Source organism: Dactylosporangium sucinum, from assembly GCF_014647515.1.
Taxonomy (GTDB): domain Bacteria; phylum Actinomycetota; class Actinomycetes; order Mycobacteriales; family Micromonosporaceae; genus Dactylosporangium; species Dactylosporangium sucinum.
Map to the genome: position 1 here is coordinate 67,432 of NZ_BMPI01000019.1, position 23,584 is coordinate 91,015.

Annotated in this window: 20 protein-coding genes; 2 read left to right on the forward strand and 18 right to left on the reverse strand. The window is 72.8% G+C overall.

Annotated elements, in window-relative coordinates:
* Nucleotides 1–27: 27 nt before the first annotated feature.
* Nucleotides 28–1,086, reverse strand: coding sequence for an extracellular solute-binding protein (locus tag IEZ31_RS20660; RefSeq protein WP_190251552.1), 1,059 nt, complete (start codon nucleotides 1,084–1,086; stop codon nucleotides 28–30).
* 27 nt (nucleotides 1,087–1,113) lie between these two features.
* The gene (locus tag IEZ31_RS20665) at nucleotides 1,114–2,277 is read right to left on the reverse strand and encodes an ROK family protein (RefSeq protein ID WP_190251553.1); all 1,164 of its coding nucleotides are present in this window, start codon (nucleotides 2,275–2,277) and stop codon (nucleotides 1,114–1,116) included.
* Between the two features lie 477 nt (nucleotides 2,278–2,754).
* Between IEZ31_RS20665 and IEZ31_RS20670 the strand changes: the two genes are divergently transcribed.
* Nucleotides 2,755–5,445 (forward strand): sugar-binding protein, encoded by a 2,691-nt coding sequence (locus tag IEZ31_RS20670; protein WP_190251554.1) that lies wholly within the window; start codon nucleotides 2,755–2,757, stop codon nucleotides 5,443–5,445.
* A 53-nt stretch (nucleotides 5,446–5,498) separates the two neighbouring features.
* Here the strand turns inward: IEZ31_RS20670 and gdhA are convergent, their stop codons facing one another.
* Nucleotides 5,499–6,845: an NADP-specific glutamate dehydrogenase gene (gdhA, locus tag IEZ31_RS20675; protein ID WP_190251555.1), complete on the reverse strand. Its 1,347-nt coding sequence runs from the start codon at nucleotides 6,843–6,845 to the stop codon at nucleotides 5,499–5,501.
* A 519-nt stretch (nucleotides 6,846–7,364) separates the two neighbouring features.
* Here gdhA and IEZ31_RS20680 point away from each other — a divergent pair.
* The gene (locus IEZ31_RS20680; RefSeq protein WP_190251556.1) at nucleotides 7,365–8,342 is read left to right on the forward strand and encodes an acetylxylan esterase; all 978 of its coding nucleotides are present in this window, start codon (nucleotides 7,365–7,367) and stop codon (nucleotides 8,340–8,342) included.
* Here IEZ31_RS20680 and IEZ31_RS20685 read toward each other — a convergent pair.
* The 15 genes from IEZ31_RS20685 to IEZ31_RS20755 form a co-directional block, all read right to left on the reverse strand.
* Nucleotides 8,291–9,334 carry a Gfo/Idh/MocA family protein gene (locus IEZ31_RS20685; protein WP_190251557.1) on the reverse strand — a complete coding sequence of 348 codons (1,044 nt, stop codon included), beginning with the start codon at nucleotides 9,332–9,334 and terminating at the stop codon, nucleotides 8,291–8,293. The genes IEZ31_RS20680 and IEZ31_RS20685 overlap by 52 nt on opposite strands.
* A complete protein-coding gene (locus tag IEZ31_RS20690; protein WP_190251558.1) occupies nucleotides 9,331–10,407 on the reverse strand; it encodes an alpha-hydroxy acid oxidase in 1,077 nt (358 codons plus the stop codon). The genes IEZ31_RS20685 and IEZ31_RS20690 overlap by 4 nt, the downstream gene beginning before the upstream one ends.
* A complete protein-coding gene (locus tag IEZ31_RS20695) occupies nucleotides 10,370–10,903 on the reverse strand; it encodes a Gfo/Idh/MocA family oxidoreductase (RefSeq protein ID WP_190251559.1) in 534 nt (177 codons plus the stop codon). The genes IEZ31_RS20690 and IEZ31_RS20695 overlap by 38 nt, the downstream gene beginning before the upstream one ends.
* The gene (locus tag IEZ31_RS20700) at nucleotides 10,896–11,888 is read right to left on the reverse strand and encodes a Gfo/Idh/MocA family protein (protein ID WP_190251560.1); all 993 of its coding nucleotides are present in this window, start codon (nucleotides 11,886–11,888) and stop codon (nucleotides 10,896–10,898) included. Before IEZ31_RS20700 ends, IEZ31_RS20695 begins: the two co-directional genes overlap by 8 nt.
* Entirely contained in the window at nucleotides 11,885–12,865 is a 981-nt protein-coding gene (locus tag IEZ31_RS20705) for a succinylglutamate desuccinylase/aspartoacylase family protein (protein ID WP_190251561.1), read from the reverse strand. Before IEZ31_RS20705 ends, IEZ31_RS20700 begins: the two co-directional genes overlap by 4 nt.
* Nucleotides 12,866–12,947: 82 nt before the next feature.
* Nucleotides 12,948–13,946 carry an ABC transporter ATP-binding protein gene (locus IEZ31_RS20710; RefSeq protein WP_190251562.1) on the reverse strand — a complete coding sequence of 333 codons (999 nt, stop codon included), beginning with the start codon at nucleotides 13,944–13,946 and terminating at the stop codon, nucleotides 12,948–12,950.
* Nucleotides 13,943–14,938, reverse strand: a complete 996-nt coding sequence (locus tag IEZ31_RS20715) for an ABC transporter ATP-binding protein (protein WP_190251563.1) — start codon at nucleotides 14,936–14,938, stop codon at nucleotides 13,943–13,945. The genes IEZ31_RS20710 and IEZ31_RS20715 overlap by 4 nt, the downstream gene beginning before the upstream one ends.
* On the reverse strand, nucleotides 14,935–15,840 hold the full coding sequence (locus IEZ31_RS20720) for an ABC transporter permease (RefSeq protein ID WP_190251564.1): 906 nt from the start codon (nucleotides 15,838–15,840) through the stop codon (nucleotides 14,935–14,937). The genes IEZ31_RS20715 and IEZ31_RS20720 overlap by 4 nt, the downstream gene beginning before the upstream one ends.
* 11 nt (nucleotides 15,841–15,851) lie before the next feature.
* Complete coding sequence (locus IEZ31_RS20725) at nucleotides 15,852–16,808, reverse strand: ABC transporter permease (protein ID WP_190251565.1); 957 nt, start codon at nucleotides 16,806–16,808, stop codon at nucleotides 15,852–15,854.
* An 81-nt stretch (nucleotides 16,809–16,889) separates the two neighbouring features.
* Nucleotides 16,890–18,488, reverse strand: a complete 1,599-nt coding sequence (locus IEZ31_RS20730) for an ABC transporter substrate-binding protein (protein ID WP_190251566.1) — start codon at nucleotides 18,486–18,488, stop codon at nucleotides 16,890–16,892.
* A gap of 72 nt (nucleotides 18,489–18,560) precedes the next feature.
* Nucleotides 18,561–19,724 carry a sialidase family protein gene (locus IEZ31_RS20735; protein WP_190251567.1) on the reverse strand — a complete coding sequence of 388 codons (1,164 nt, stop codon included), beginning with the start codon at nucleotides 19,722–19,724 and terminating at the stop codon, nucleotides 18,561–18,563.
* Nucleotides 19,725–19,850: 126 nt separating this feature from the next.
* Nucleotides 19,851–20,828: a Gfo/Idh/MocA family protein gene (locus tag IEZ31_RS20740; RefSeq protein WP_190251568.1), complete on the reverse strand. Its 978-nt coding sequence runs from the start codon at nucleotides 20,826–20,828 to the stop codon at nucleotides 19,851–19,853.
* 25 nt (nucleotides 20,829–20,853) lie between these two features.
* Entirely contained in the window at nucleotides 20,854–21,633 is a 780-nt protein-coding gene (locus tag IEZ31_RS20745) for an SDR family NAD(P)-dependent oxidoreductase (RefSeq protein ID WP_190251569.1), read from the reverse strand.
* 80 nt (nucleotides 21,634–21,713) lie between these two features.
* The gene (locus tag IEZ31_RS20750) at nucleotides 21,714–22,496 is read right to left on the reverse strand and encodes an MBL fold metallo-hydrolase (RefSeq protein WP_190251570.1); all 783 of its coding nucleotides are present in this window, start codon (nucleotides 22,494–22,496) and stop codon (nucleotides 21,714–21,716) included.
* A complete protein-coding gene (locus tag IEZ31_RS20755; RefSeq protein ID WP_190251571.1) occupies nucleotides 22,493–23,389 on the reverse strand; it encodes a dihydrodipicolinate synthase family protein in 897 nt (298 codons plus the stop codon). The genes IEZ31_RS20750 and IEZ31_RS20755 overlap by 4 nt, the downstream gene beginning before the upstream one ends.
* Nucleotides 23,390–23,584 lie beyond the last annotated feature (195 nt).

Consider the following 23,584-nt stretch of genomic DNA (forward strand, 5'->3'; position numbering starts at 1 on the left):
GGTGCGACGGCCCGGCCCCGTGGGTGGTCAGCCCTTGTTCTTGATCTCGGCGTTCCAGTGGGTGATCCACTGGGTCTCGTTCTTGGCGATGACGTCCCAGTCGACGTCCATCGGCTTGAGGTTGAGGTCGGCCAGCCACTTCGGCTGCTCGGAGATGGGCACGGCCGGGATCTGGAAGAAGTCCTTGGCCAGGTTGGCCCGCAGCCCGCTGTCGAACAGGAACTCGATGAACGCCTTGGCGCCCTCGGTGTTGCCGCCCTTGATCGCGGCCACGCCGTCGACGAGCACCGGCGCGCCGGAGGCCGGCATCACGTACCCGAACGGCATCTTCGACTGCTCGGACTGCAGCAGGATGTCCTGCAGGTTCCAGGCGCTGAGCACGCCCTGCTCGCGGGACATCTTGACGTACAGGTCGGTCGGGTTGGCGGCGTAGTCGACGGTGTTGGCGTCGAGCTTGCGCAGCCAGTCGTAGCCGGGCTGCGGGTTGCTGCCGTCCTTCGACAGGCGCTGGATCATCGAGGAGTAGATGGACCGCATGGTGCCCGACGCGGCCACGTCCCGAATGATGATCTTGTCTTTCCACTTCGGGTCGATGAGGTCGTCCCAGTCCTTCGGCGCCTGGTCGGCCGGGATCGCCTTGTTGTTGTACATGATGACCTCGGGCAGCAGGATCTCGCCGAACCAGCGGCCCTGCGCGTCCTTGTACCGCGCGTCCATCTGCGCCGCGAAGGACGGCTGCCACGCCTCGAGGAGGCCCTCGGTGGCACCGGCCGACAGGCCCTGCTGCGTGCCGCCCCACCAGACCGAGCCCTGCGGGTTGGCCTTCTCGGCGCGGGTCCGCTCGAGCACCTCCTGGGCGCCCATGTTGAGCACCTCGACCTTGCCCTTGTACTCGGGGTGCTTGGCGATGAACTGGTCGACGACGAAGTCGGTGACCTTCTTGTCCCGGGCGCTGTAGACGACGATCTTCTCGGCCGGCTTCGCCGTGGAGCCCGGCGAAGCGGCATCGTCGTCCCCGCTACCGCATCCGGTCAGGCCGGCCACTAACGTGCCGACCGCGAGGGTGAGGGCAACGCGACGTCTCATGACTTCCTCCGCTTGCGAAAGGGGGTGTTATCGGTGGGTGTTGGTCGGGGATGGGCCGGGTAGGCGCACCGCGGCCGACAATGCGTAACTGATCGCGCCGTGCAGCACCGCCTGGTCACCGAGCACGGCCCGGCGCACCTCGGTGGGGGCGGGAACCCTGGCGGTGACCAGGTCCTGGATGTGCGCCAGCGCCGCGTCGTCGAGCTGGGCCGCCGCGCCGCTGAGCAGCACCCGGCCCGGGTCGATGACGCAGGCGCAGGAGATGACGAGCCGGGCCCACGCGTCCAGCACCTCGTCGAGGTAGGCGCGCGCCGCGGCGGAGGTGGCCGCGAGCTCGATCAGCTCGCTGACCGGCGCCTCGGGGCGCCGGCCGGGATGGAGTGCGACGACCCGCTCCGCGATCGCGTTGGCCGACCAACGCGCCTCGAAGGGGCCGACCCCGCTGTAGGCGCGGTCCGCTTCCGGATCGAGCGGGAGGAAACCTATCTCCCCCGCCGCGCCGCTCGCCCCGCGCCGCACCTGACCGTCGAGGATGAGGCCGGCGCCGATGCCGTCGGCGACGTGCAGCAGCAACAGATCGTCGACGTCCTTCCCGGCGCCGGCCATCCGCTCCCCCGCCGCCATCAGGTTGACGTCGTTGTCGACGACCACCGGCACGCCGAGCTCCTGCTGCACCGACTGGCCGATCGGCCGCGCCTCGACGAGGCCGACCGAAGGCGCCAGCCGGACCGCGCCGTCGGTCGACACCCCGGGCACGGCGATCGCGACCCCGCACAGCGACGGCCGGTTCTCGGCCACCAGCTCCGCCACGAACTGGCAGACCGTCTCGACGACATCGCGGCCGAGGCGGGACGTGCGGTGGGCGATCACCGTGCCGTTGCTGTCCGCGATCTCGCAGGTGATGCGCGGTGGCTCGAGCGATACCGCGGCCACCAGCTCGGCGCGCGGGTTGAACTCCAGCATCGCCCGCGGCCGCCCGGTCGTGTTGGCGCCCGGACCGCGCTCGATCAGGTATCCCTCGGCGATCAGGTCGCGCACGAGGGCCGTGAGGGTCGCCGCAGGTAGTCCGGTGAGCTCGGCCAGATCGACCCGGGACAGCACGCGTGCCTCCCGGGCAGCCGAGATCACCGACTGGCGCTTGATCTCACGCGACCGCTCCCGGCTGACCGGGCTGGTCGGTGCTCTTTCCACGGCGATCACCCTTTCTTACTAGTGCGAAGAAAATCTGGGGTCAAGTCACGGAACGATCTCGAAGGGTCGCCGTGGCTCCGCAAGCCCTGGCGAGCCTGCCAGGGCCAGAAGGCTGAGCACCGGCATAAAGGGACAGTAATGTGGACAGATCACGAAAACAAATATGGACATACATGGTCGCATCGGCGCCGCGGACGGACGCTCTGAGGATCGATTCTTTCTAGAGCGAAGAAAATGCCCGCGTGAGGTGTTGACAGCCCTTTCAGGCGGTCCCTAGCGTTACGCCACAACGCCCCACCAGTGCTGACGGGTTCGCCGGGCGTTGTTACACCCTGTGATCATCCACTGTGGACGATCACCGTACGTGCGGGCCGCCGCCGCGGTCACGCACTAATTTTTCAGTCCGAATTAACCCCGGCAAGTCGCCAGCGGTCCCAGGAGTACGCCCGTATCCACCACACGAAGAGGTATGCCCCTATGAGATGGCGCGCCAAAGCCGTGACCGCCACGTGCGGTCTGTTACTGCTGGGCCTGGCAAGCCCGGTACAAGCCAAGCCGACCGCACCGATCGACCTGGACATCATGTTCATCGGTGCGCACCCGGACGACGAGGCCGGGCAGCTCGGCATGTTCGGCTACTGGAACGAGTACCACAACATCAACGCCGGGGTCATCACGATGACCCGGGGCGAGGGCGGCGGCAACGCGGTCGGCCTCGAGGAGGGGCCCGCGCTCGGCATCCTGCGTGAGGCCGAGGAGCGCCGGGCCGTGGGCCGGGCCGGCGTCATGAACGTCTACAACCTCGACGCGCTCGACTTCTACTACACCGCGAGCGCACCGCTGTCGGAGCAGATCTGGGGCTACGAGCGCGCGCTGTCGCGCATCGTGCGGACCATCCGGACCACCAAGCCGGAGGTCATCGTCACGATGAACCCGTCGGCGACCCAGGGCAACCACGGCAACCACCAGGAAGCGGCGATGCTCGCCGTCGAGGCGTTCTACGCGGCGGCGGACCCCAACGCCTTCCCCGAGCAGATCACGAAGGAAGGGCTCCAGCCGTTCCGGCCCGCCCGCCTCTTCCAGGGCGGCGGCAGCGGCACCAGCTCGAACGGCCAGGCCTGCGAGACCACCTTCACGCCGGCCCAGTCGACCAACGTCATCTTCGGCACCTGGCAGGGCTACGAGTCGGCCCGTAACGGCGGCACCCGGTGGAACCAGGTCGCCGTACTGGCCCGGCGCGAGTACGCCTCCCAGGGCTGGGCCGACACGGCCGACGCGCAGACCAACCCGGCGAGCATCGGCTGCAACCGGATCACGATGATCGACAGCCGGACACCGTACCCGAACCCGAACGTCGGCGGCACCGCCGCGCTGCAGGGCACCAGCATCCGTGCCCAGGGCGGGCTGCCGCTCGGCACCGAGCTGCACGTCCGCTCCGAGCAGTGGGAGGTGCTGGCCGGCCAGCCCTTCGAGGTCAAGACCCACGTGCGGGCCACCCAGGCGATCCCGGGCGCGAAGGTCGCCCTGGAGGCCCCGGCGGGCTGGACCGTCACGGGCAAGGGCGACATCGGCACCGTCACGCCGAACAACAAGGAGTCCGTCGCCACGTTCACCGTCACCCCGCCGGCCAACCTGGTCGCCGGTGAGCGGTTCCTGCTCAAGGCGACCATGACGAGCAAGAAGGACGGCACCGGCAGCAACACCACGCTGGTGCAGGCCACCGCCCCGGTCCGCGGCACGCTCGAGCCGCTGCCGGAGGTGGGTGACTTCCGCGAGTGGACGCAGCGCAACAAGGTCCAGTCGCTCGACGCGCTGATCGAGTCGATGCTGAGCATCCCGAGCGGCGGCACCCGGCCGATCCGGGTCGACCTCACCAACCACAGCAAGCAGGTGCAGTCCGGCACGGTCAAGCTCAACGTGCCCGCCGGCTTCGCCGTGGCCGAGGCGCAGCAGAGCTACAGCGCCCTGCAGCCGGGCGCGCGCGGCTCGGTCACGTTCACGGTGACCAACACCGACGCGTCGCTGCCGACCGCCAACCGGGCGCCCAACGACGGGCGCTACGCGGTGCAGATCGAGACCAGCTTCGCCGGCGGCAGCGCGGTCGAGCCCGGTGTCCTCAACATCGTGCCGGTCACGTCCATCCCCAAGGCGGCGACGGCTCCGGTCGTCGACGGCACGGCGAGCCCGGGTGAGTACGGCGGCCAGGTCATCGACATCTCCACCCGGTGGGAGGGCAGCGCGGCCACGGCGGCGGACATCTCCGGCAAGGCCCGGCTGACCTACACCGACGACGCGATCTACGCGCTGTTCGAGATCACCGACGACGTGCTCGGCACGGTGCTGCCGCCGAACGACTGCAAGCGCCCCCGGCGTAACGACAACATCGAGTTCGGCATCGACCCGCGCGGCGGCTCGCCGAACACCTCCACGGTGTTCAACGTGGCGCTGTTCCCGATCACGAAGGACCCGGCCAACGGCAACCCGCCGTGCTACGCCCGGGAGCGGGACAACCACCAGGGCCCGGGCCCGGAGACCGCGCCCGGCATGCAGGTCGCGTCCGTCGTCACCAGCAACCCCTACACCGGCTACCGGATCGAGGTGAAGGTGCCGTTCAGCGTCCTGCCCGACAACGTGGACGCGTCGAAGATGGGCATGAACATCCTCGTGAACGACTCCGACACGCAGGACCTGGCGGCGCAGACCCGCGTCGGCTGGTCCACCTGGAGCGGTGTCCGGGCCGACCCGTGGCGCTGGGGCGTCGCCAAGCTCGAGGGCTACCAGACCCAGCCGTCGTCGCCCAAGGCGCCGATCATCCCGGACACGGCTGCGATGAGCGTGAACTCGCCGCAGACGATCCTGCAGTCGAGCTCGGACAAGGTCGCCCCCGGCGGCTGGACGGCGCTGTCTGACGGCACGATCCAGATCAAGGACGTGACCAAGAAGCAGACCGGCGTCGAGGTCGAGCTCAAGACCCGCCAGGCGGGCACCGCCCGGGTGTTCGTCTGGGACGGCAACGCGATCCTGGCGCAGGCCACGGTCGAGTTCGGTCGCAGCGGTTCGCAGGACGTGTGGCTGCCGACGGCCGGCGCACTGCCGGCCGGCACCACGCTGCTGGTCTCGTACCAGTCCGGCGACGCCACCACGGGCACCGCCCAGCGGCTGAGCTGACGACACCGCGGAGGGAGGGGCCGGCACACGCCGGCCCCTCCCTTCGTCGAACCTCAGATCAGGCCCTGGGCGAGCATCGCCTCGGCAACCAGCCGGAAACCGTCGATGTTGGCGCCGGCGACGTAGTTGCCGGGCATGCCGTACTCCTCCGCGGTGGCATGGCAACGGGCATGGATGTCACGCATAATGCCTCGTAGCCGCTGCTCGGAGTAGTCGAACGTCCACGAGTCGCGGCTGGCGTTCTGCTGCATCTCCAGCGCGCTGGCTGCGACCCCGCCCGCATTGGCGGCCTTTCCCGGCGCGAAGCGCACACCGGCCTCGGCGAACAGGCGCACCGCCGCGGGCGTCGTCGGCATGTTGGCTCCCTCCACCACGACGGTGCATCCCCCGGCGATCAGCGCGACCGCGTCCTCGGCGTCGATCTCGTTCTGCGTGGCGCACGGGATGGCGACCGCGCACGGCACCTCCCGCCACACCCTTCCTCCAGGCGTGAAGGTCGCATGCGGGCGATGGCGGACGTACTCGGCGATGCGTTCCCGCCGCACCTCCTTGACCTCTTTGAGGACCGCCACGTCGATGCCCCGGTCATCGCGCACGTATCCGGAGGAGTCGGAGCATGCGACCGCGACGCCGCCGAGCTCGTGGACCTTCTCGATCGCGTAGATCGCCACGTTGCCGGAGCCGGACACCACCACCTGCTTGCCGTCGATGCTGTCCCCGGCGGCGCGCAGCATCTCCTCGGCGAAGAACACCGCGCCGTAGCCGGTCGCCTCGCGTCGCACCTGGGCACCGCCGTAGACGAGACCCTTGCCGGTGAGCACCCCGGACTCGTACCGGTTCGTGATGCGCTTGTACTGCCCGAACAGGTAGCCGATCTCCCGGCCGCCGACGCCGATGTCACCAGCCGGCACGTCGGTGTACTCGCCGATGTGGCGGTACAGCTCGGTCATGAACGACTGGCAGAACCGCATCACCTCCCGATCGGAGCGGCCCTTCGGGTCGAAGTCCGACCCGCCCTTGCCACCCCCGATCGGCATGCCGGTCAGGGCGTTCTTGAACAGCTGCTCAAACCCGAGGAACTTCACGATCCCGAGGTAGACGGACGGGTGGAACCGCAGGCCTCCCTTGTACGGGCCCAACGCGGAGTTGAACTCCACCCGGAAACCGCGGTTGATGTGGACCTCGCCCCGGTCGTCCTCCCACGGCACCCGGAAGATGATCTGCCGCTCCGGCTCGCAGATCCGCTCGATGATCTTCGCCTGGGCGTATTCAGGGTGTTTGTCCAGAGCGGGAGCAACGCTGTCGAGCACCTCCCGGACCGCCTGGTGGAACTCGTTCTCACCCGGGTTGCGGCGCATCACCGTGGTGAAGATCGAGTCAAGTTTCTCCCGTGTGGACATGGCCATCCTTCCGGCGTGGTCATCCGGGCATCGCCATGCCGAGTACCGAGACATCCACACCGTTGTGGAGCGTGATCAGGCTGTGTGAGGCGGCGCCAGCTGTTCGTGGGGTCGAGTGACGTTGCGGGCGTCACGTCGTCCGTATCATGATCGCATCGCGGCGGCGACGGCGCGACTTCCCGCGGCGTGGTGATGGCGACTCCGACGGCATCGGACGCCCGGTCGACGGCGCCTCGGCCCGGTGGTGGCGCGCGATCCGCCACCTGGCAAGCGCCGGACAGCACGGCCGCGACGGTCCGCGCATGAGTGACGCTCGGCGTTCCGCCAGAACGCGATCCGGACGAAGCGCGCCTCATGCGGGTGAACGCGTAGGCCTCCGGGCGCTCGCGTCGCGCCGGTGCCGCGTACCGCAGCCGGCCGGCGCGACGCCCGGCGCCCCTTGACGCGCCGTCCGGGCGGGCGGCAAGATCGCAGACGGAAATGGAAAGAACGTTTCAGCTAGTGAAACGAGGTCTGCCCATGGTCATGTTCGACATGCCGCTGAGCGAGCTGCGCGAGTACCGGCCCGACCGCGTCGAACCATCGGACTTCGACGAGTTCTGGGCGCGGACGCTCGCCGAGGCGCGGCGGCACGACATCGCCGCCGAGTTCGTCGCCGCCGACTCGGGGCTGCGGACCGTCGACGTGTTCGACGTGCGCTTCGCCGGGTGGAACGGGGAGCGGGTCGCGGCGTGGCTGCTCATGCCCCGCCGCGTCGACGGGCCCGTCCCAGCCGTCGTCGAGTACGTCGGCTACGGCAGCGGGCGCAGCCTCGCCCACCAGCGGCTGTTCATGAGCGCGGCCGGCTTCGCCCACCTCGTCATGGACAGCCGCGGGCAGGGCTCGGCGTGGCGGCCCGGCGTCACGCCCGACCCCGAGCCGGCGCCGCAGACCGGGCAGTACCCCGGCTTCATGACCCGTGGCATCGACGACCCCGAGCGGTACTACTACCGGCGCATCATGACCGACGCCGCCCGTGCCGTCGAGGCCGTCCGGGCCCACCCCGGCGTCGACGCGCAGCGGGTCGCCGTCTACGGGCGCAGCCAGGGCGGCGGGCTCGCGCTGGCCGCCGGCGCACTCGTCCCCGACGTCGCCGCCATCGTCGCCGACGTGCCGTTCCTGTGCCACTACCGGCGGGCCACCGAGATCACCGACAAGACGCCGTACGCGGAGATCGCCCAGTACCTCAAGGCCCGCCGCACCGACGTCGAGCGGGTCTTCCGGACGCTGAGCTACTTCGACGGCGTCAACTTCGCCGCGCGGGCCACGGCGCCCGGCCAGTTCGGGGTCGGGCTCATGGACGACGTCTGCCCGCCCTCGACGGTGTTCGCCGCGTACAACCACTACGCGGGGCCGAAGGACATCTGCGTGTGGCCGTACAACGGGCACGAGGGCGGCGAGGTCTTTCAGGAGTCCGACACGCTGAGGTTCCTCAACGAGACGCTCGCGCCGCGCTGAGCGGACCGCTCGGCGCCGTGCAGCATCCGCGTCGTCAGCAGGCCGTCCGAACCGGTCACCGCCGGCGGACGGCCCTGCGCGACCGCCTCGAGCAGGTCGCCGAGCTGCGCGGCGTACGCGCCGAGCCGCACCGGGTCGCGCGGGTTCGTCGCGTCGAAGTCCGGCTGGCGGGTCACCGTGGTCCATGCGCCGTCGCGGGCCAGGCGCAGCGTGCCGTACGCGTCGAACTCGATCATCCCCGTCGCGCCGACGACGAGGAACTGCAGTCCGCCGCCCAGGCCCGGGGCCGGGATGTCGTAGCTCATCCACACCTGGGCCATCGCGCCGCCGGTCAGCCCGTAGGTCACCATCGCGCTGCGCATCGGCGGCGGCTCGGCCGAGAACTCCCCGAACAACGCGAACACCACCTCCGCCTCGGCGCCGCTGAGCCAGCGCAGCAGGTCACAGGCGTGCGCGCCCCAGGAGGCGTAGGCGGTCTGCTGCGCCGGGTCGAGCTTCCACGCATCGCGGGTCTTCGCGGTATCCCAGAAGCCGACCTCGGGGCCGATCGCCCGCAGCATCGTCACGCGCCCGATCGCGCCCTCCTCGATCAGCCGCCGGGCGGTGGCGGGCACGTGCCGGAACCGCTGCTGCGACACGACCGCCAGCCGCACGCCGGCCTCCTCGCAGGCCGCCACCATCTCGGCGCACTCCCCCGGGTCCTGCGCCATCGGTTTCTCGACCAGCACGTGCTTGCCCGCGCGGGCGGCGGTGACGACCTGGTCGCGGTGCGCGGCCGGCGGGCTGGCCACGACCACGACGTCGACCGCGGGATCCTCCAGCAGCTGCGGTACCCCGGGAAACAGCCGGCACCCGAACTCCGCCGCCACCTCCGGCGCCCGCGTCCCGCCCGCGACCCCGGCCAGCCGGGCGCCCGGCAGGCAGGTCGCGGCCACCGCCGACCAGGTGCGCCCCATGAACCCGGACCCGACGACCCCCACCCCGATACTCATCGCACCAGCTCCTTCGTGACGCCGGCGACGCCGGCCGCGCCGCACATGGCCATTGCGGTCTCCAGTTCGTCGCGCAGCATCAGCAGTACCGCGCTGACCCCCGCCGCACCGTCCACGGCCAGTCCCCACAGGACGGGCCGGCCGATCAGCACCGCCCGCGCGCCCAGCGCCAGCGCCTTGAGCACGTCCGTGCCGCGGCGGAACCCGCCGTCGACGTAGACCTCGGCGCGGTCCCCGACGGCGGCGACCACCTCCGGCAGCGCCTCGATCGGCGGCACGGCGGTGTCCAGCTGCCGGCCGCCGTGGTCGGAGACGATGACGGCGGCGGCACCGGAGGCGACCGCCAGGGCCGCGTCCGCGCCGGCGAGGACGCCCTTGGCCACCACCGGCAGCGACGTGCGCTCCGCCAGCCAGGACACGTAGGGCCAGGTCGCGGAGCGGTCCAGCAGACCGTCGAAGCGTTTGCGTATCGCGGCGCCGGTGACGTCCCACTCGGCGCGCGGGACGGCGGCGGCCGGGAAGTTCGGCGACGGCGGGGTCGACCAGCGGTTGCGGATGTTGCGCTCCCGCTTCGCCATCACCTTGTGATCGACGGTGAGGCAGATGGCGCTGTACCCCGAGCGCTCCGCCCGCCGCAGCAGCTCCACGGCGAGGTCGCGGTCGCGCAGCAGGGGCAGGTGCATCCAGCGCGGCCCCGCGGCTGCGGCGGCGATGTCCTCGAGGGGGTACGTCGAGCCGGAGCTGACCACCATGACGGTGCCGGTATCCGCGGCGCCGCGGGCGGTGGCCAGCTCCCCGGCGGGGTGCGCGATGCCGTGGTCGCCGGAGGGCGCGACGAGGATCGGGGCCGGCACCGGGTGGCCGAGCACCGTCGTGGACAGGTCGCAGGTCGTGATGTCGGTCATGACGCGCGGGCGGAGCCGGATCGCGTCGAGCGCCCGGCGCGGCAGGCCCAGGCTCACCTCGGCGTCGGCGCCGCCGGCGATGTAGTCGTAGGCGGCCGGGTCGAGCAACTCCCGGGCGCGGGTCTCGTAGTCATCGAGGTTGACCAGGTGGTTGACCGTGTCCGTCATCGGGTGCCTCCTGCGGCACGGCGACCGGCTGCCCGGTCGCGATCGACTGGTGGGCGGCGGCGATCGCCGCGTCGTGCGGGGTGTGGCCCCGGGAGCCGCCGGTGGGCGCGGCCTCGACGGGCAGCAGGCGCACGCCGTCCGGGCCGTGGCGGCGGACGACCGGGGCGGCGAGGTCGATCTCGGTGTGGGCGTGGGAACCGATCAGGCGGGCCGTGATCGAGGTCAGGCCCGGCGCGTCGGCCACCACGAGGGAGGCGACGACGCCGTGGGTCATCAGCAGCGAGGCGACGAGGGCGGTGGGGGTGCCCTCGGCGTACACCTCGATCGGCTCGCAGCCGGTGAGGGCGCGGGCCAGGTCGACGGCGTCGCCGAGGGTGCCGTTCAGGCACTCGATGTTCACGCTGCGCGGGAGGCCCAGGTGGCCCGCGTCGACCCACGCGCGGGCGCGGCGGACGGGCGGGGCGAGGGCGGGCGTCACGTCGGCGTGGTCAGGCATCCAGGGTCACCTCCATCGGGGCGCCGGCCTCCAGGGAGCGCTGGGCGGCCAGGGCGGTGGCGAGCGCGGCCCGGGACTGCTCGAGGGTGATGAGCGGCACGGCCCGGCCGGCGAAGACGTCCGCGGTGTGGACGGCCTGGTGGTAGAGGGCGTCGGCGATCGAGGCGGGCGGGACGGTGACGGGCGTGCCGCCGAGGGTGGCGTCGGCGGCGGTGTGGTGGGCGAGCGTGCCGGTCTCGCCGGCGAGCGTCATGCGGCGCAGCATGTCGCCGGGGCGGCGCAGGCCGTACGACAGCTCGGCGAGGGCCACGGCGCCGCCGGCGAAGCGGACCGTGACGTGGAAGCTGTCCGGCGTCGGCATGCCGGGCGCATGGGTGCACCAGCCGCGGGTGAAGACCCGCTCCGGCCGGTCGCCGAGCAGGGCGATGGCGAGGTCGAGCGGGTGCATGCCGTTGTGGACGAGGTGCCCGCCGGACGCGGCCGGGTCGAGCTGCCAGCTGTTCCAGCCGCCGGGCCAGACGTGGCCGACGTACCAGGCCAGGTGCAGCAGGCGCGGGGTGCCGACCTCGCCGGCGGCGGCCGCGGCGGCCAGGGTGCGCACGGCGGGCTGGAACCGGGTCGTCTGCCCGACCATCACCCGCACGCCGGCCGTGCGGGCCGCGGCGACGACGTCGTCGAAGTCGGCGAGGCGGCGCGCCGGGGGCTTCTCGATGACGACGTGCTTGCCGGCGGCGATGGCGGCCAGGGTCCGGGCCGGGTGGTCGCCGGTGCGGCCGCAGACGATGACGCCGGTGACCGCCGGGTCGGCGAGCGCGTCGCCGAGGTCGGTGCCGGCCCGGCAGCCGGGTGTGAGGGCGGCGATCCGCCGGGCCCGGGCGAGGTCGGTGCCGACGACGTGGGTGACCTCGACGCCGCCGACCCGGGCCAGGGCGGCCACGTGGTCGGCGGCGATCGCGCCGGAGCCGAGGACGGCGACCCCGATCATCCGGCCACCGCCCGGGCGTAGACGGCGTCGGACGGCCGGCCGAGCACCGGCGGGCGGGCCGGGGCGACGCCGACGACCGGCGTGCCCGCGGCGACGACCGCGGAGCGCTGCAGCGTGGCGACGTGCCCGGCCTCGGGTGCGGCGACGACGGCGAGCTCGCGGCCGCGCGGGTCGAGCACGCTGCCGACCCGCTGGCCGCGCTCGACGCGGTCGAGGAGCGCGACCTCGGGCAGGAACAGGCCCGCGGCCGGGGTCACGGTGAAGCTGTCGGTGTCGCCGTCGCCGTGCAGCCACAGGCCCGGCCGGGCGGGCGGGGCCTCGGCGGCGAGCATGCCGAGGTGCGCGAGGACGTTGCGCACGCCGCCGGTGTAGCCGTCCAGCCGGGCGCGGTCCAGCACGCCGCCGCCGGGCGACTCGACGTAGATCGCCGGGATGCCGAGCTCTCGCGCCAGGGTCAGGGTCCGGCCGGGGCCGAGGCTGCCGTGCGTCCAGACGATGCCGGCGCCGAACGCGACGGCGAGCGCGACGCCCGTCGTCGCGGCCGGTCCGCCGTCGTCGAGGCCGCCGGCGAAGAACGGCATGTCGGTCGCCGGGGTCGAGGTGTGCAGGTCGACGAGCACGTCGCTGCCGCGGATGAGCCGGTCGCCGACGAGCGCGGCGAGCCGCTGCGTCGGGGTGCCGGCCGGGTCGCCGGGGAACGACCGGGCCAGGTTGCCGCCGTCACCGGGCCCGGTGCGGCTGTCGGCCTCGAACGCCGCCTCGTGCGTCACCGGCACCACCCGCAGCCGCCCGGCCCGCAGGTCCAGCGGCCCGGTGGTGAGCCGTCCGGCGCCGACGATCCCGCCGACCTCGTTGCCGTGCACGCCGCCGAGCACCAGCACGGACGGCCCGTCGCGGCCGCTGTCCAGCTCGTGGACGGTGACGCCCGGACCGCCGTCGCCGGCGGTCAGCCGCTCGCTGCTCCATGCTCCGGTCATGCGCCCTCCGCCTCGCTCCGGCCGCACGACTTGTCAGCTGAGCCCACGGTGACCGGCCTCCTCCGCCTCGCTCCGGAGCCGGTCACGGGGTCACCACGGCTTCCTCCTCGGCGAAGTGGCACGCCGAGGACGCCCCGGACGGGGTGCGGATCTCCAGGGCCGGGCGCTGCGACGCGCAGCGGTCCTCGGCCTTCCAGCAGCGGGTGCGGAACGGGCAGCCGCTCGGCGGGTCGGCCGGGTTGGGCACGTCGCCGGTGAGCAGCCGGCGCCGGCCCGGGTCACGCAGCCGCGGGTCCGGGACCGGCACGGCGGACAGCAGCGCCTGCGTGTACGGGTGGGCGGGGTGGGTGAAGACCGTGTCGGCGTCGCCGTACTCGACGATGTGGCCGAGGTACATCACCGCGATGCGGTGCGCGAGGTGGCGCACCACCGCGAGATCGTGGGCGATGAACAGGTACGCGACGCCGAGCTCCCGCTGCAGCCGGGCCAGCAGGTTGACGACCTGGGCCTGGATGGACACGTCGAGCGCGGAGACCGGCTCGTCGAGGATGAGCAGCTTCGGCTCCAGGGCGAGCGCGCGGGCGATGCCGACGCGCTGGCGCTGGCCGCCGGAGAACTCGTGGGGATACCGCGTGATCGCCTCGGCCGGCAGCCCGACAAGGTCGAAGAGTTCCCGCACGCGGTCCCGGCGCCGGCCGCGGTCGCCGATGCCGTGGATGGCCAGCGGCTCCGCGACGATCTCGCCCACCGGCATCCGGGCCGGCAGCGACGCGTACGGGTCCTGGAACACGTACTGCAGGTCGCGCCGCACGGCCCGCAGCGCCCCGGTCGGCAGCGACCCCAGGTCCCGCCCGTCGAACGTGACCCGCCCGGCGGTCGGGGCGTGGAAGCGCATGATCGTGCGGCCGACGGTCGACTTGCCGCAGCCGGACTCGCCGACCAGGGCCAGGGTCTGCCCGGCCTCGACGGCGAACGAGACGCCGTTGACCGCGTGCACGGTGCCGCGCCGGCGCTGGAGCACCCCGCCGCGGATCGGGAAGTGCTTCACCAGGCCGTCCACGGAAAGCAGGGGGCCGCTCACGCGTCCACCTCCACGGCCTCGTCGTGGAAATGGCACGCGGCCCGGTGCTCGGGGCCCGTCTCGACGAGCTCCGGGCGGGTGAGGCAGGCCTCGCGGCCGTGGCTGCGGGCGCAGCGGGGCCGGAAGGCGCACCCGTCCGGCAGCCGCTGCGGGTTCGGCGGCTGCCCGCCGATCGCCGGCAGCTCCCCGACCCGGTGGTACAGCTTGGGCAGGCTCTGCAGCAGCGCCCGGGTGTACGGGTGGCGGCTGTCGTGGAAGGCGGCGTCGACGCCGGCGGTCTCCACGACGCGGCCGGCGTACATCACGATGACCCGCTGCGTCATCTCCGCGATGACCCCGAGATCGTGGGTGATCATCATGAGGGCGGCTCCCGTCTCCTGCTGCACGCGCCGGAGCAGGTCGAGGATCTGCGCCTGGATCGTGACGTCCAGGGCGGTGGTCGGCTCGTCGGCGATGATGAGCCGGGGCCGGTTGGCCATCGCGATGGCGATCATCGCCCGCTGCCGCATCCCGCCGGAGAACTCGTGCGGGTACTGCTTCGCCCGGTGCTTCGGGTCGGGGATGCCGACCTCGGCGAGCAGCTCGACCGCGTGCTCGGCCGCCGCCCGCCGCCCCATGCCCGGGTTGTGCTGGCGCAGCCCCTCGCTGACCTGGGAGCCGACGGTCATCACCGGGTTGAGCGCGGTCATCGGGTCCTGGAAGACCAGGCCGATCTCCTTGCCGCGCAGCTTCTGCAGCTCCCGCTCGCGCATCGCGACGAGGTCGCGGCCGGCGAAGTGGGCGTGCCCGGCGACCACCCGGCCGGCCGAGGGCAGCAGGCCGAGCGCGGACATGACCGTGACGCTCTTGCCGGAGCCGGACTCGCCGACGATGCCGACCGTCTCGCCGGCGTGGATGTCGAAGCTGACCCCGTTGACGGCGCGCACCACGCCGCCGTGGACGCGGAACTCGGTGACCAGGTCGGCCACCCGCAGCAGCGGCTGCCCAGTCATCGGCCCCTCCGGGGATCGGCGGCGTCGCGCAGCCCGTCGCCGACGAAGTTGACGGCGAGCACGGTCAGGGCGATCGCGATGCCCGGCGGCAGCCACAGCCACGGCATCGTCTCGAGGATGGTCAGCGACTGGGCGTCGTTGAGCATGTTGCCCCAGCTCGCGGTCGGGGGCGGCACGCCGAGGCCGAGGAAGGACACGGTGGCCTCCAGCAGGATCGCCTGGGCCACGGCAAGGGTGGCCACGACGGTCAGCGGCGCGATCACCACGGGCACGACGTGCCGGCGCAGGATGCGGGCCGGTCCGGCGCCGAGCCCGGCCACCGCCACGAGCGCGTCCTGTTCGCGCAGCGACAGGGTGAGGCCGCGCACGATCCGGAACGGCGTCGGCCAGCCGAACAGGCCGATGGACAGGATGAGCGTCGGCAGGCTCGGGCCGACGAACGCGGCCACCACGATGATGACGATCAGGCTGGGAAAGGCCAGCACGACGTCGGCGAAGCGGCTGAGGATGCCGTCGACCCAGCGGCCGAAGTAGCCGGCGACCGCGCCGAGCGTGAGCCCGATGACCGTCGCGACCAGCGCCGAGCTGAGCCCGACGAGCAGCGAGATCCGGCCGCCGACGAGCAGCCGGGCGAGCACGTCGCGGCCGGCGGAGTCGGTGCCGAGCGGGTGGCCGTCGCCGGGCGCCTGGCGGATCGCGGTCGGCACGACCTGGTTGGGGTCGGTGCCGAGGAACCAGGGCAGGACGACCGCGGCGAGGGCGAACAGGCCGAGCATGACCAGCCCGGCCACGGCGAGGCGGTGCCGGAAGAACCGGCGGGCGGCGAGCCGCCCCGGGGAGGCGGCGCCCCCGGCCGCGGGCGCGGCGGCCGTGAGCGCCGGCGGGATGTCCGTGGCAGTCATCTGCGAGCCTCCTACAGCCGAATCCGGGGGTCGATGAGCGCGTACGCCAGGTCGGCGAGCAGGTTGCACAGCAGCACGAGGATCGCGACCGCCATCACGAACCCCAGCAGCACCGGATAGTCGCGGGCCAGGACGGCGTCCAGCGCCATGCGGCCCATGCCCGGCCAGGCGAAGATCTGCTCCACCACCACGGCGCCGGCGAACAGCGTCGGGATCTGGATGGCCACCACCGTGACGAGCGGGATCAGCGCGTTGTGCAGCGCGTGCCGGCCGATCACCCGGCGCCGGGACAGCCCCTTGGACCGGGCCGTGGTCAGGTAGTCCTGACCCAGGACCTCCAGCATGCCGGCCCGGGCATAGCGCACGTAGGGCCCGGCGAGCGCGAAGCCGAGGATCGACGCCGGCAGCACCAGATGGTGCAGGGAGTCGACGAACCCGCCGCCGCCGATCGAGTTCATCCCGCTGGTGGGGAACCACTGCAGCTTGAGGCCGAAGACGTAGATGCCCAGCAGCGCGGCGAAGAAGCTCGGCACCGAGATGGCCAGCAGGCTCACCACGGTGGTGCCGTAGTCGACGGCGCTGTTGCGCCGCAGGGCCGCCACGACGCCCATCGGGATGCCGACGAGCAGCGAGATCAGCAGCGCGGTGCCCATGAGGGAGACCGTCGGGCCGAGCCGCTCCGCCATTACCTCGGTGACCGGCTGGCCGCTGCTGAAGGAGAAACCGAGGTTGCCGTGCAGCAGCTCGGCGACCCAGTGGGCGTACTGCACCGGCGGCGACGAGTCCAGGCCGAGCTGATGGCGCCGCAGCGCGATGGCCGCGTCCCGGTCGCCGGAGAACGACATCGGATCGATCATCATCTCGGCCGGATCGCCCGGCATGAGCTGCAGCAGGACGAACAGCAGCACGCTGATGCCGATCAGCACCACCGTGGACACCAGCAGGCGCCGGATGATGAAGGCGATCAACTACTCACTCTCCTTGCGGACGGGGCCGGTGCCGCCGCGCGAGTTCCGGCGCGGCGGCACCGTTGTGCGTCAGGGACCGGGTCAGCTCACCGACCAGTCCGCGGCGTTCCAGAACGCGTCCACCACCGACGGGTTGAGCTTGAAGCCCTTGAGCCGGTCGCTGGTCGCCGCGATCGTGTTCGGCACGTACATCACGAGGATCGGCATCTGCTCGTTGACGATCTTCTGGGCATCGGCGTAGATCTGCTGCCGCTGGCTCTGGTCCCGGGTCGCGATGCCCTTCGTCAGCAGCTCGTCGAGCTGCTTGTTGCAGTAGGCGGAGATGTTGGTGCCGCCGACCGCGGCGCACGACAGCCGGGCGTTCATCGACGCCGGATCGATGGTGAACAGCCCGTAGGACGAGATGAGCAGGTCGAAGTCGCGCTTGCCGATCGCCTTGGACAGGTCCGCCGCCTGGTAGTTCTGCACCTTGGCGTTGATCCCGACCTCCTTGAGCTGTGCGGCGATGATGGTGGCGGCCGTGTCGCGGTCGCGCTGGCCGGGCGTGAGCTCGATGCGCACCTCGGTCGCGGCGTTCCAGCCGGCCTGGGCGAGCAGCTGCTTGGCCTTCGCCGGGTCGTAGCCGTAGTGGGTCAGGCCGCTCGGCACCGCCCACGCCGGGCCGTGCACCAGCGTGTCGACGACCGTGCCCTCGCCGTTGAGGACCTGCTTGACCAGCGAGTCACGGTCGATCGCGTACATGATCGCCTGGCGGACCAGCGGGTTGGCGAGCTTGCCGGAGTCGTGCGCGGTGTGCAGGGCGAAGATGCCCGGGCCTTCGGCGCGCTGCACCGTGACGCCCTTGAGGCCCTCGATCCGCTTCGCGTCCGGGGCCGCGACCTGGGCGTAGTCGAGCTTGCCGGTCTGCATCTGGGCCATCGCCGCGTCGGTGGTGAGGTACTGCGCGAAGACGCGGTCCAGGCCGAGCTTCTTTCGGTACTGCGGATTGGCCTTGAACTCGACCTGGTCCGCCGTGACCCAGCGGGAGAAGACGTACGGGCCGAGGCCGACCGTCGGGTTGCGGAAGAACGGGTTGTCGGTCAGCCCTTCGACCGGGAACTTGCCGACGATGTGCTCCGGCAGGATGAACATGATCGGCTGGACGAGCTCGTCGAGGAACGCGACGTTGGGCTGGTCGAGCTTGATGACGAACGTGTTGTCGTCCGGCGCCTGGAAGCCGGCCACGCTGGTCGCGGCGCCGGACTTGAACGCCGCCGCGCCGTTGACGGTGGCGAACTTGCCGGCGTAGCCGCTGCCGCTCTTCGCGTTGGCGTAGAGGTTGTACGTGAACACGACGTCACGGGCGGTGAACGGCGTCCCGTCGCTCCACTTGACGCCCTTGACGAGGTGGAACGTCCAGGTCTTGCCGTCCTCGCTCACCTCCCACTTCTCGGCCAGCCGCGCGCCGTAGGTGTTGTCCGCGGCGGCCGAGACGAGCGAGTCCCAGTGCAGTTGCTCCATCAGGTGGTCCGGCCCGATCGAGGCCAGCAGCGGGTTGAAGCCGCGCGGGGCCTGGTAGAGCTGGACGGTCGCGTCGCGGCTGCCGCCGGTGCTGCCGTTGCCGTCGCCGCCGGAGCAGCCGGCGAGGGCCAGGGCGAGCACGGCCAGGCCGGCGAGTAAGGCCCGGGTGTGTCGTCGCATGATCATGAGCCTTCCAGGGGTCAGTATCAGCCACAAGAACAGGATTTTCACAGGTCACGGCGGCGCGGTCGGCTAGAGCAGCCGCAGCTTGTTCCACGCGACGAAGCGCCCGTGATGCGGTGCGAAGCTGTAGAAGGTGACCAGGACTTCGCCGCCCGGCAGGTTCGCCATGGCGGGGTAGCCGCACTGGTACTCGGCGGTGTACCGGTACCCGTGCGGGTCGGCCAGCGGGAGCGGGCCGGAGAACGACCGGCCCCCGTCGTGGCTGCGGCGGATCTCGACGCCGGGGGCGTCGGGGCCGCCTTCGGGCGCGCACCGGCGGGTCGCGAGCAGCAGGCTGCCGTCCTCCGCCCGGTGCAGCAGTGGGGACATGCCGGTGAAGCCCATTGGCTCGTAGGGGCTCCACGTCTGCCCGGCGTCGGCCGACTCGGCGCGGAAGAGCCGCATCGTCGTGTCGCCGCCGATGCCCTGCTGTCGCAGGACCGCCAGGAGGTGCCCGTCCTCAAGGTCGAGCACCGTGGTCTCGGTGAACCCGTCGATCGGGCTGTGCGGACGGAACGCGGGGTCGTTGGTGACCGAAGGATCCGGGTTGCCGTCGGCGCTCAGGCCGTCGACCTCCGGGGACGCGTACGGCCCGGCGAGCCGGGCGTCGGGGTCGAAGGCGATCGTCGGGCCGACCGTCCACGTCCGCCCGGCGTCGGTGGAGACCAGCACCGCCGAGCGCCACCGCTCCCCGCTGGCGCGCTGGCCCCAGACCGGCCACAGCAGGCGGCCGTCGGCCAGCTCGACGATCTCGCCGTAGACGGCCGGGCTGTAGAAGTCGAGGTCGAGGCGCTCGCCGCCGGTCCAGGTGCGGCCGCCGTCGGTGGAGCGCAGCAGGTGGGCGGAGATGACCCGGCCGCCGACGCCCCGGCCGGGGGTCCACTTCACGCCGTTGTACGGCAGCAGCAGCGTCCCGTCGCGCAGCGTGGTGAGGGCGACCGCGTTGAGCACCGCGTCCTGCCCCTCGCCGGGGGTCGCCACGATCTGCGGCGCGGACCAGGTGCGGCCCTCGTCGCCGGAGCGGACCACGCCGACGGTGCCGCCGGGCCAGCCGTCCGGGACGGTGGAGAACGACGTCACGAGCTCGCCGCCGATGCGGGTGAGCCCGGGGAACATCGCGGGGACGGCGTCGACGACCACGCCCGCTTCGGCGATCTCGAAGGCGGCGTCCGTGCCGGTGCGGTGCTGCGTCACCCGAACCTCCAGCGTTTCATCTAGTGAATCGCGCGTTCTATTTCTCGGGAATGTAGACCGTGGAACTGCCCCGGTCAAGATCGGAGGACTGCTATATCCCCCCGCGGCTCTGGTGGCATAACCGTTTCAGTACAGGGGTGGCAGGTCCCGCCAGGCCTCGGCCGTGGCGGCGCTGCGGACGGCCTCGGCCGCGGCGAGCGCGGCGACCCCGTCATCGAGGGTCACCAGCGGCACGGCCTCGCCGCGGGCAACGGCGACCAGGTGCGCGGCCTGCCGGGCCAGCGCCCCGGCCGGCGGCTCGGGCAGCTCGTGCCGGACCGCCCGGTCCCGGCCCTGCGCGCGGGCGCGGACCTCGAGCGTGCCGCGGCCGAAGTCGGCCAGCAGCGTGCCGCCGGTGCCGAGGACCTGCACGGTGCGGGTGCCCAGCGGCTCCAGGTAGTCGAGGTGGAACGTGGCGCGCAGGCCGGAGGCGAACTCCAGCAGGCCGTCGACGCAGTTGGGGCTCTCCACGTGCGGCACGGACGTGACGGTCCGCGCCGCCGCGAACGCCCTGGCGATCGGGCCGAAGCACCAGCGCAGGTAGTCCCACTCGTGGGAGTAGTCGCGGTACAGGCGGTCCGGTTCCTTCGTCGCGAAGCGGGACACGGCCGCCTCGATGGTGCCGTAGGCGCCCAGCATGACGTGCACGGCCACCGGCTCGCCGATCTCCCCGCCGGCCAGCGCCGCTCGTGTGCGTTGCACGACGAGCCGGTGCCGCAGCACGTATCCCACCAGCGCCGGCGTCCCCGTCGCCGCGACGCCGGCGGCCGCCGTCCGCGCCTCGTCCAGGGTCGCCGCGACCGGCTTCTCCACCAGCAGCGGCAGGCGCCGGTCGGCCGCGGCCCGCAGCTGCGCCGGGTGGACGTGGTCCGGGCCGGCGATCACGAGCGCGCCCGGCCCTGCGTCCAGCAGTTCGCCGAACTCGCCGGTCGTCCGGTCGACGGCCGGGTGCGCGGCCGCCGCGGCCCGCCGCCCCGGGTCGGGGTCGAACGCGACCAGCCGGACCCCCGGCACCTGGGCGAACGCGGTGATGTGTTGCAGCCCGATGGACCCGAGCCCGCTCACGCCGACCAGCATCGTCCCGTCCTCCTCAGTAGCTCGTCCATCCGCCGTCGACGACCAGCCCCGTTCCGGTCACGAAGGACGCCTCGGGGGTGCACAGCCAGGCGACGGCGGCGGCGACGTCGCCGGGCTCGCCCCGCCGGCCCAGCGGGGTGGCCCGGTCGAAGGGGCCGTCGCCGGGCGCGGGGCCGTCGGGGCGGACCCGGATGTCGCCGGGCGCGACGTGGACGGCCCGGACGCCGCGCCCGGCCAGCTCGAAGCCGAGGGCCCGGGTCAGCCCGGCCAGCCCCGCCTTGGCCGCGACGTACGCGGAGGCGTCGGCCTGCGCGGCGTAGGCGGCGACGCTGGTGACGTTGACGATGACCGAGCCGGGGGGCATGTACGGCAGCGTGTCGCGCGCCAGCCGGAAGGGCGCCTTGAGATTGACGTCGATGACGGCGTCGAGGCGCGCGTCGTCGTACTCGCCGAACGGGGCCGCGGCCGCGGGCCCGGTGACGCCGGCGTTGTTCACGAGGATGTCGACCCGGCCGCGGTGGCGCACAGCGGCGTCGACGAGCGCCCGGCACCCGGCCGCGGTGGCCAGATCCGCCGCGACCGCGACGATCGTGCGCCCGGGCCCGGCCAGCCGGGCGGCGGCCGCCTCGCCCTCGGCGGCGCTCAACGCGCACAGGACGACCTCGGCGCCGTCGTCGGCGAGCCGCTGCACGATCCCGGCCCCGATCCCGGTCGCGCCGCCGGTCACCACGGCGACCTTCTCCGCCAGGGGGCGCGCGGTCAGGCGCCCTCCGCTTCGCTCCGGACCGGTCATGCGACCTCCGCTCCGCTCCGGCCGCCTGCCCTCCAAACTGAGCCCACGATGCCCGGCCCCTCCGCTTCGCTCCGGACCGGTCATGGCAACAGGCCCGGGGGCAGCGCGCCCCGGTCGAGGTGTTCGACCGCGGTCCGCAGGTGCGTGTGGGCCTCCCGCAGTACCGGCGCACCGTGCCCGGGCAGCAGGACGTCCGGCCGCAGCGCCGCCACGGTCCGCAGGCTCTGGCCCAGCGCCCGCAGGTCGGTGTCGGGCGTGGCGAGGACCGCGACCCGGCCGCGGGCGAACACCAGGTCGCCGCTGAACAGAGCGCGCGACCCGGCGTCGGCGTCGGCGTCGGCGTCGGCGTCGGCGAGGCTGAAGCAGCAGTGACCGGCGGCGTGGCCGGGCGTCGGGTGGATCCCGAGCGTGAGCGCGCCGACGGCCAGTTCGTCCGCTTCGAGCGGGCACACCGGCACCGGCGCCGGACGCAGCTCGGGCGGGTACACCCCGGCCCGCCGCGCGATGCGCAGGCCCGAGGCGTCCTCGTCGCCGGCCGCGACGATCGCCGCGGCCGGTGGCAGCGCCATGACGGTCGCGCCGAGCAGCCGGGCGAGATCGGCGGCGCCGCCGGCGTGGTCGGCGTGCGCGTGGGTGAGCAGGATCCGCGACACCTGGCGGGCGCCGAGGCAGGACCGCACGTTCGCGGCGATCCGGTCCGCGGCCAGGCCGCAGCCGGCGTCGACGAGCACGGCGTCGGTGCCGCCGTCGACGAGGTACACGTGGGAGTCGTGCGGGTCGGTGAGCCCGAAGCCGAGCGTGCCGCTGCCGACCAGCGTGACCCGCGGCGTGAGCCGGACCGGGTCCGGCCAGGGACCGGTCACTGCCGGTCCTCGCGCAGGACGTCCCGGACGTGGCGGACGGCGTCCTCGCCGAGCGGAGTGAACGGCTCGCTCAGCGTCGCGGTCTCGATCACGCCGAGCTCGACCAGGGCCGCCTTGAGCGCGCCGATCGCGCCGGCGGTGAAGGAGCCCTCGCCGTGCGGGCCCTCGTAGATGCGGTGCAGGCGGGTCAGCCGGTCCTGCACGTCCCGGGCCGCGGGCCAGTCGCCGGCGTCCGCCGCGTCGGCCAGGGCCCGGTGCAGCGCGGTGAAGACGTTGGACAGGCCGGGCACGGCGCCGGTGAAGCCGATCTGCAGGGCGGCGTCGATGCAGGTCTCGGAGCCGGTCAGCAGGCGCACCGCGGGCGACCGCCCGGTGGCCAGGACGGCGGCGCGGTGGCCGCCGAGGTCGCCGGAGCTGTCCTTGACGCCGGCCAGGATGCCCTTGGCGACGAGCTCGGCGAGCAGGGCGGCGCCGACCGGGGTCGGGACGCGGGACGGGACGTGGTAGGCGATCGTGGGCACGCCGCCAGCCTCGGCGACGGCCGCGAAGTGCCGGGCGAGCTCCGTCTGAGAGAGTGGAAACATCGACGGCGGTGGCACCAGCAGGCTGCGCGCGCCGGCGGCGGCGAACCGGGCGGCGAGCTGGGCGGCCTGGCGGGTGTTGAGTGCCGCGACGCCGGCCATGACGTCGCGGTCGGTGGCCGCGGCGGCGGTGGCCACGACGGCCTCCTGCTCGTCGGGGAGCAGGTGCCCGCCTTCGCCGGTGGAGCCCAGCACCAGCACTCCGCCGGCCCCTTCGGACACGACGTGCCGGACGAGGCGCGTCAGCGACGGCCGGTCGACCGTGCCCCGGTCGGTGAGGGGGGTGATCAGCGGTGGGACGACCTCTGTCACATCGGGCTCCCTTAGATCGGCTGAGTGGGCCGTCCCGCGGTCGATCGCGAGTCGGTATGCTCGCAGAGACAGAAATGAAACTCTCGTTCTAGCACGTGGTATACCTTCTAGTCGTCCGCGTGGATCATGTCAATCCTCGTAACAGGGTTGGTACGCACTGGGCAGCGCGGCGACAGCGGACCGTCGAACGGAGGC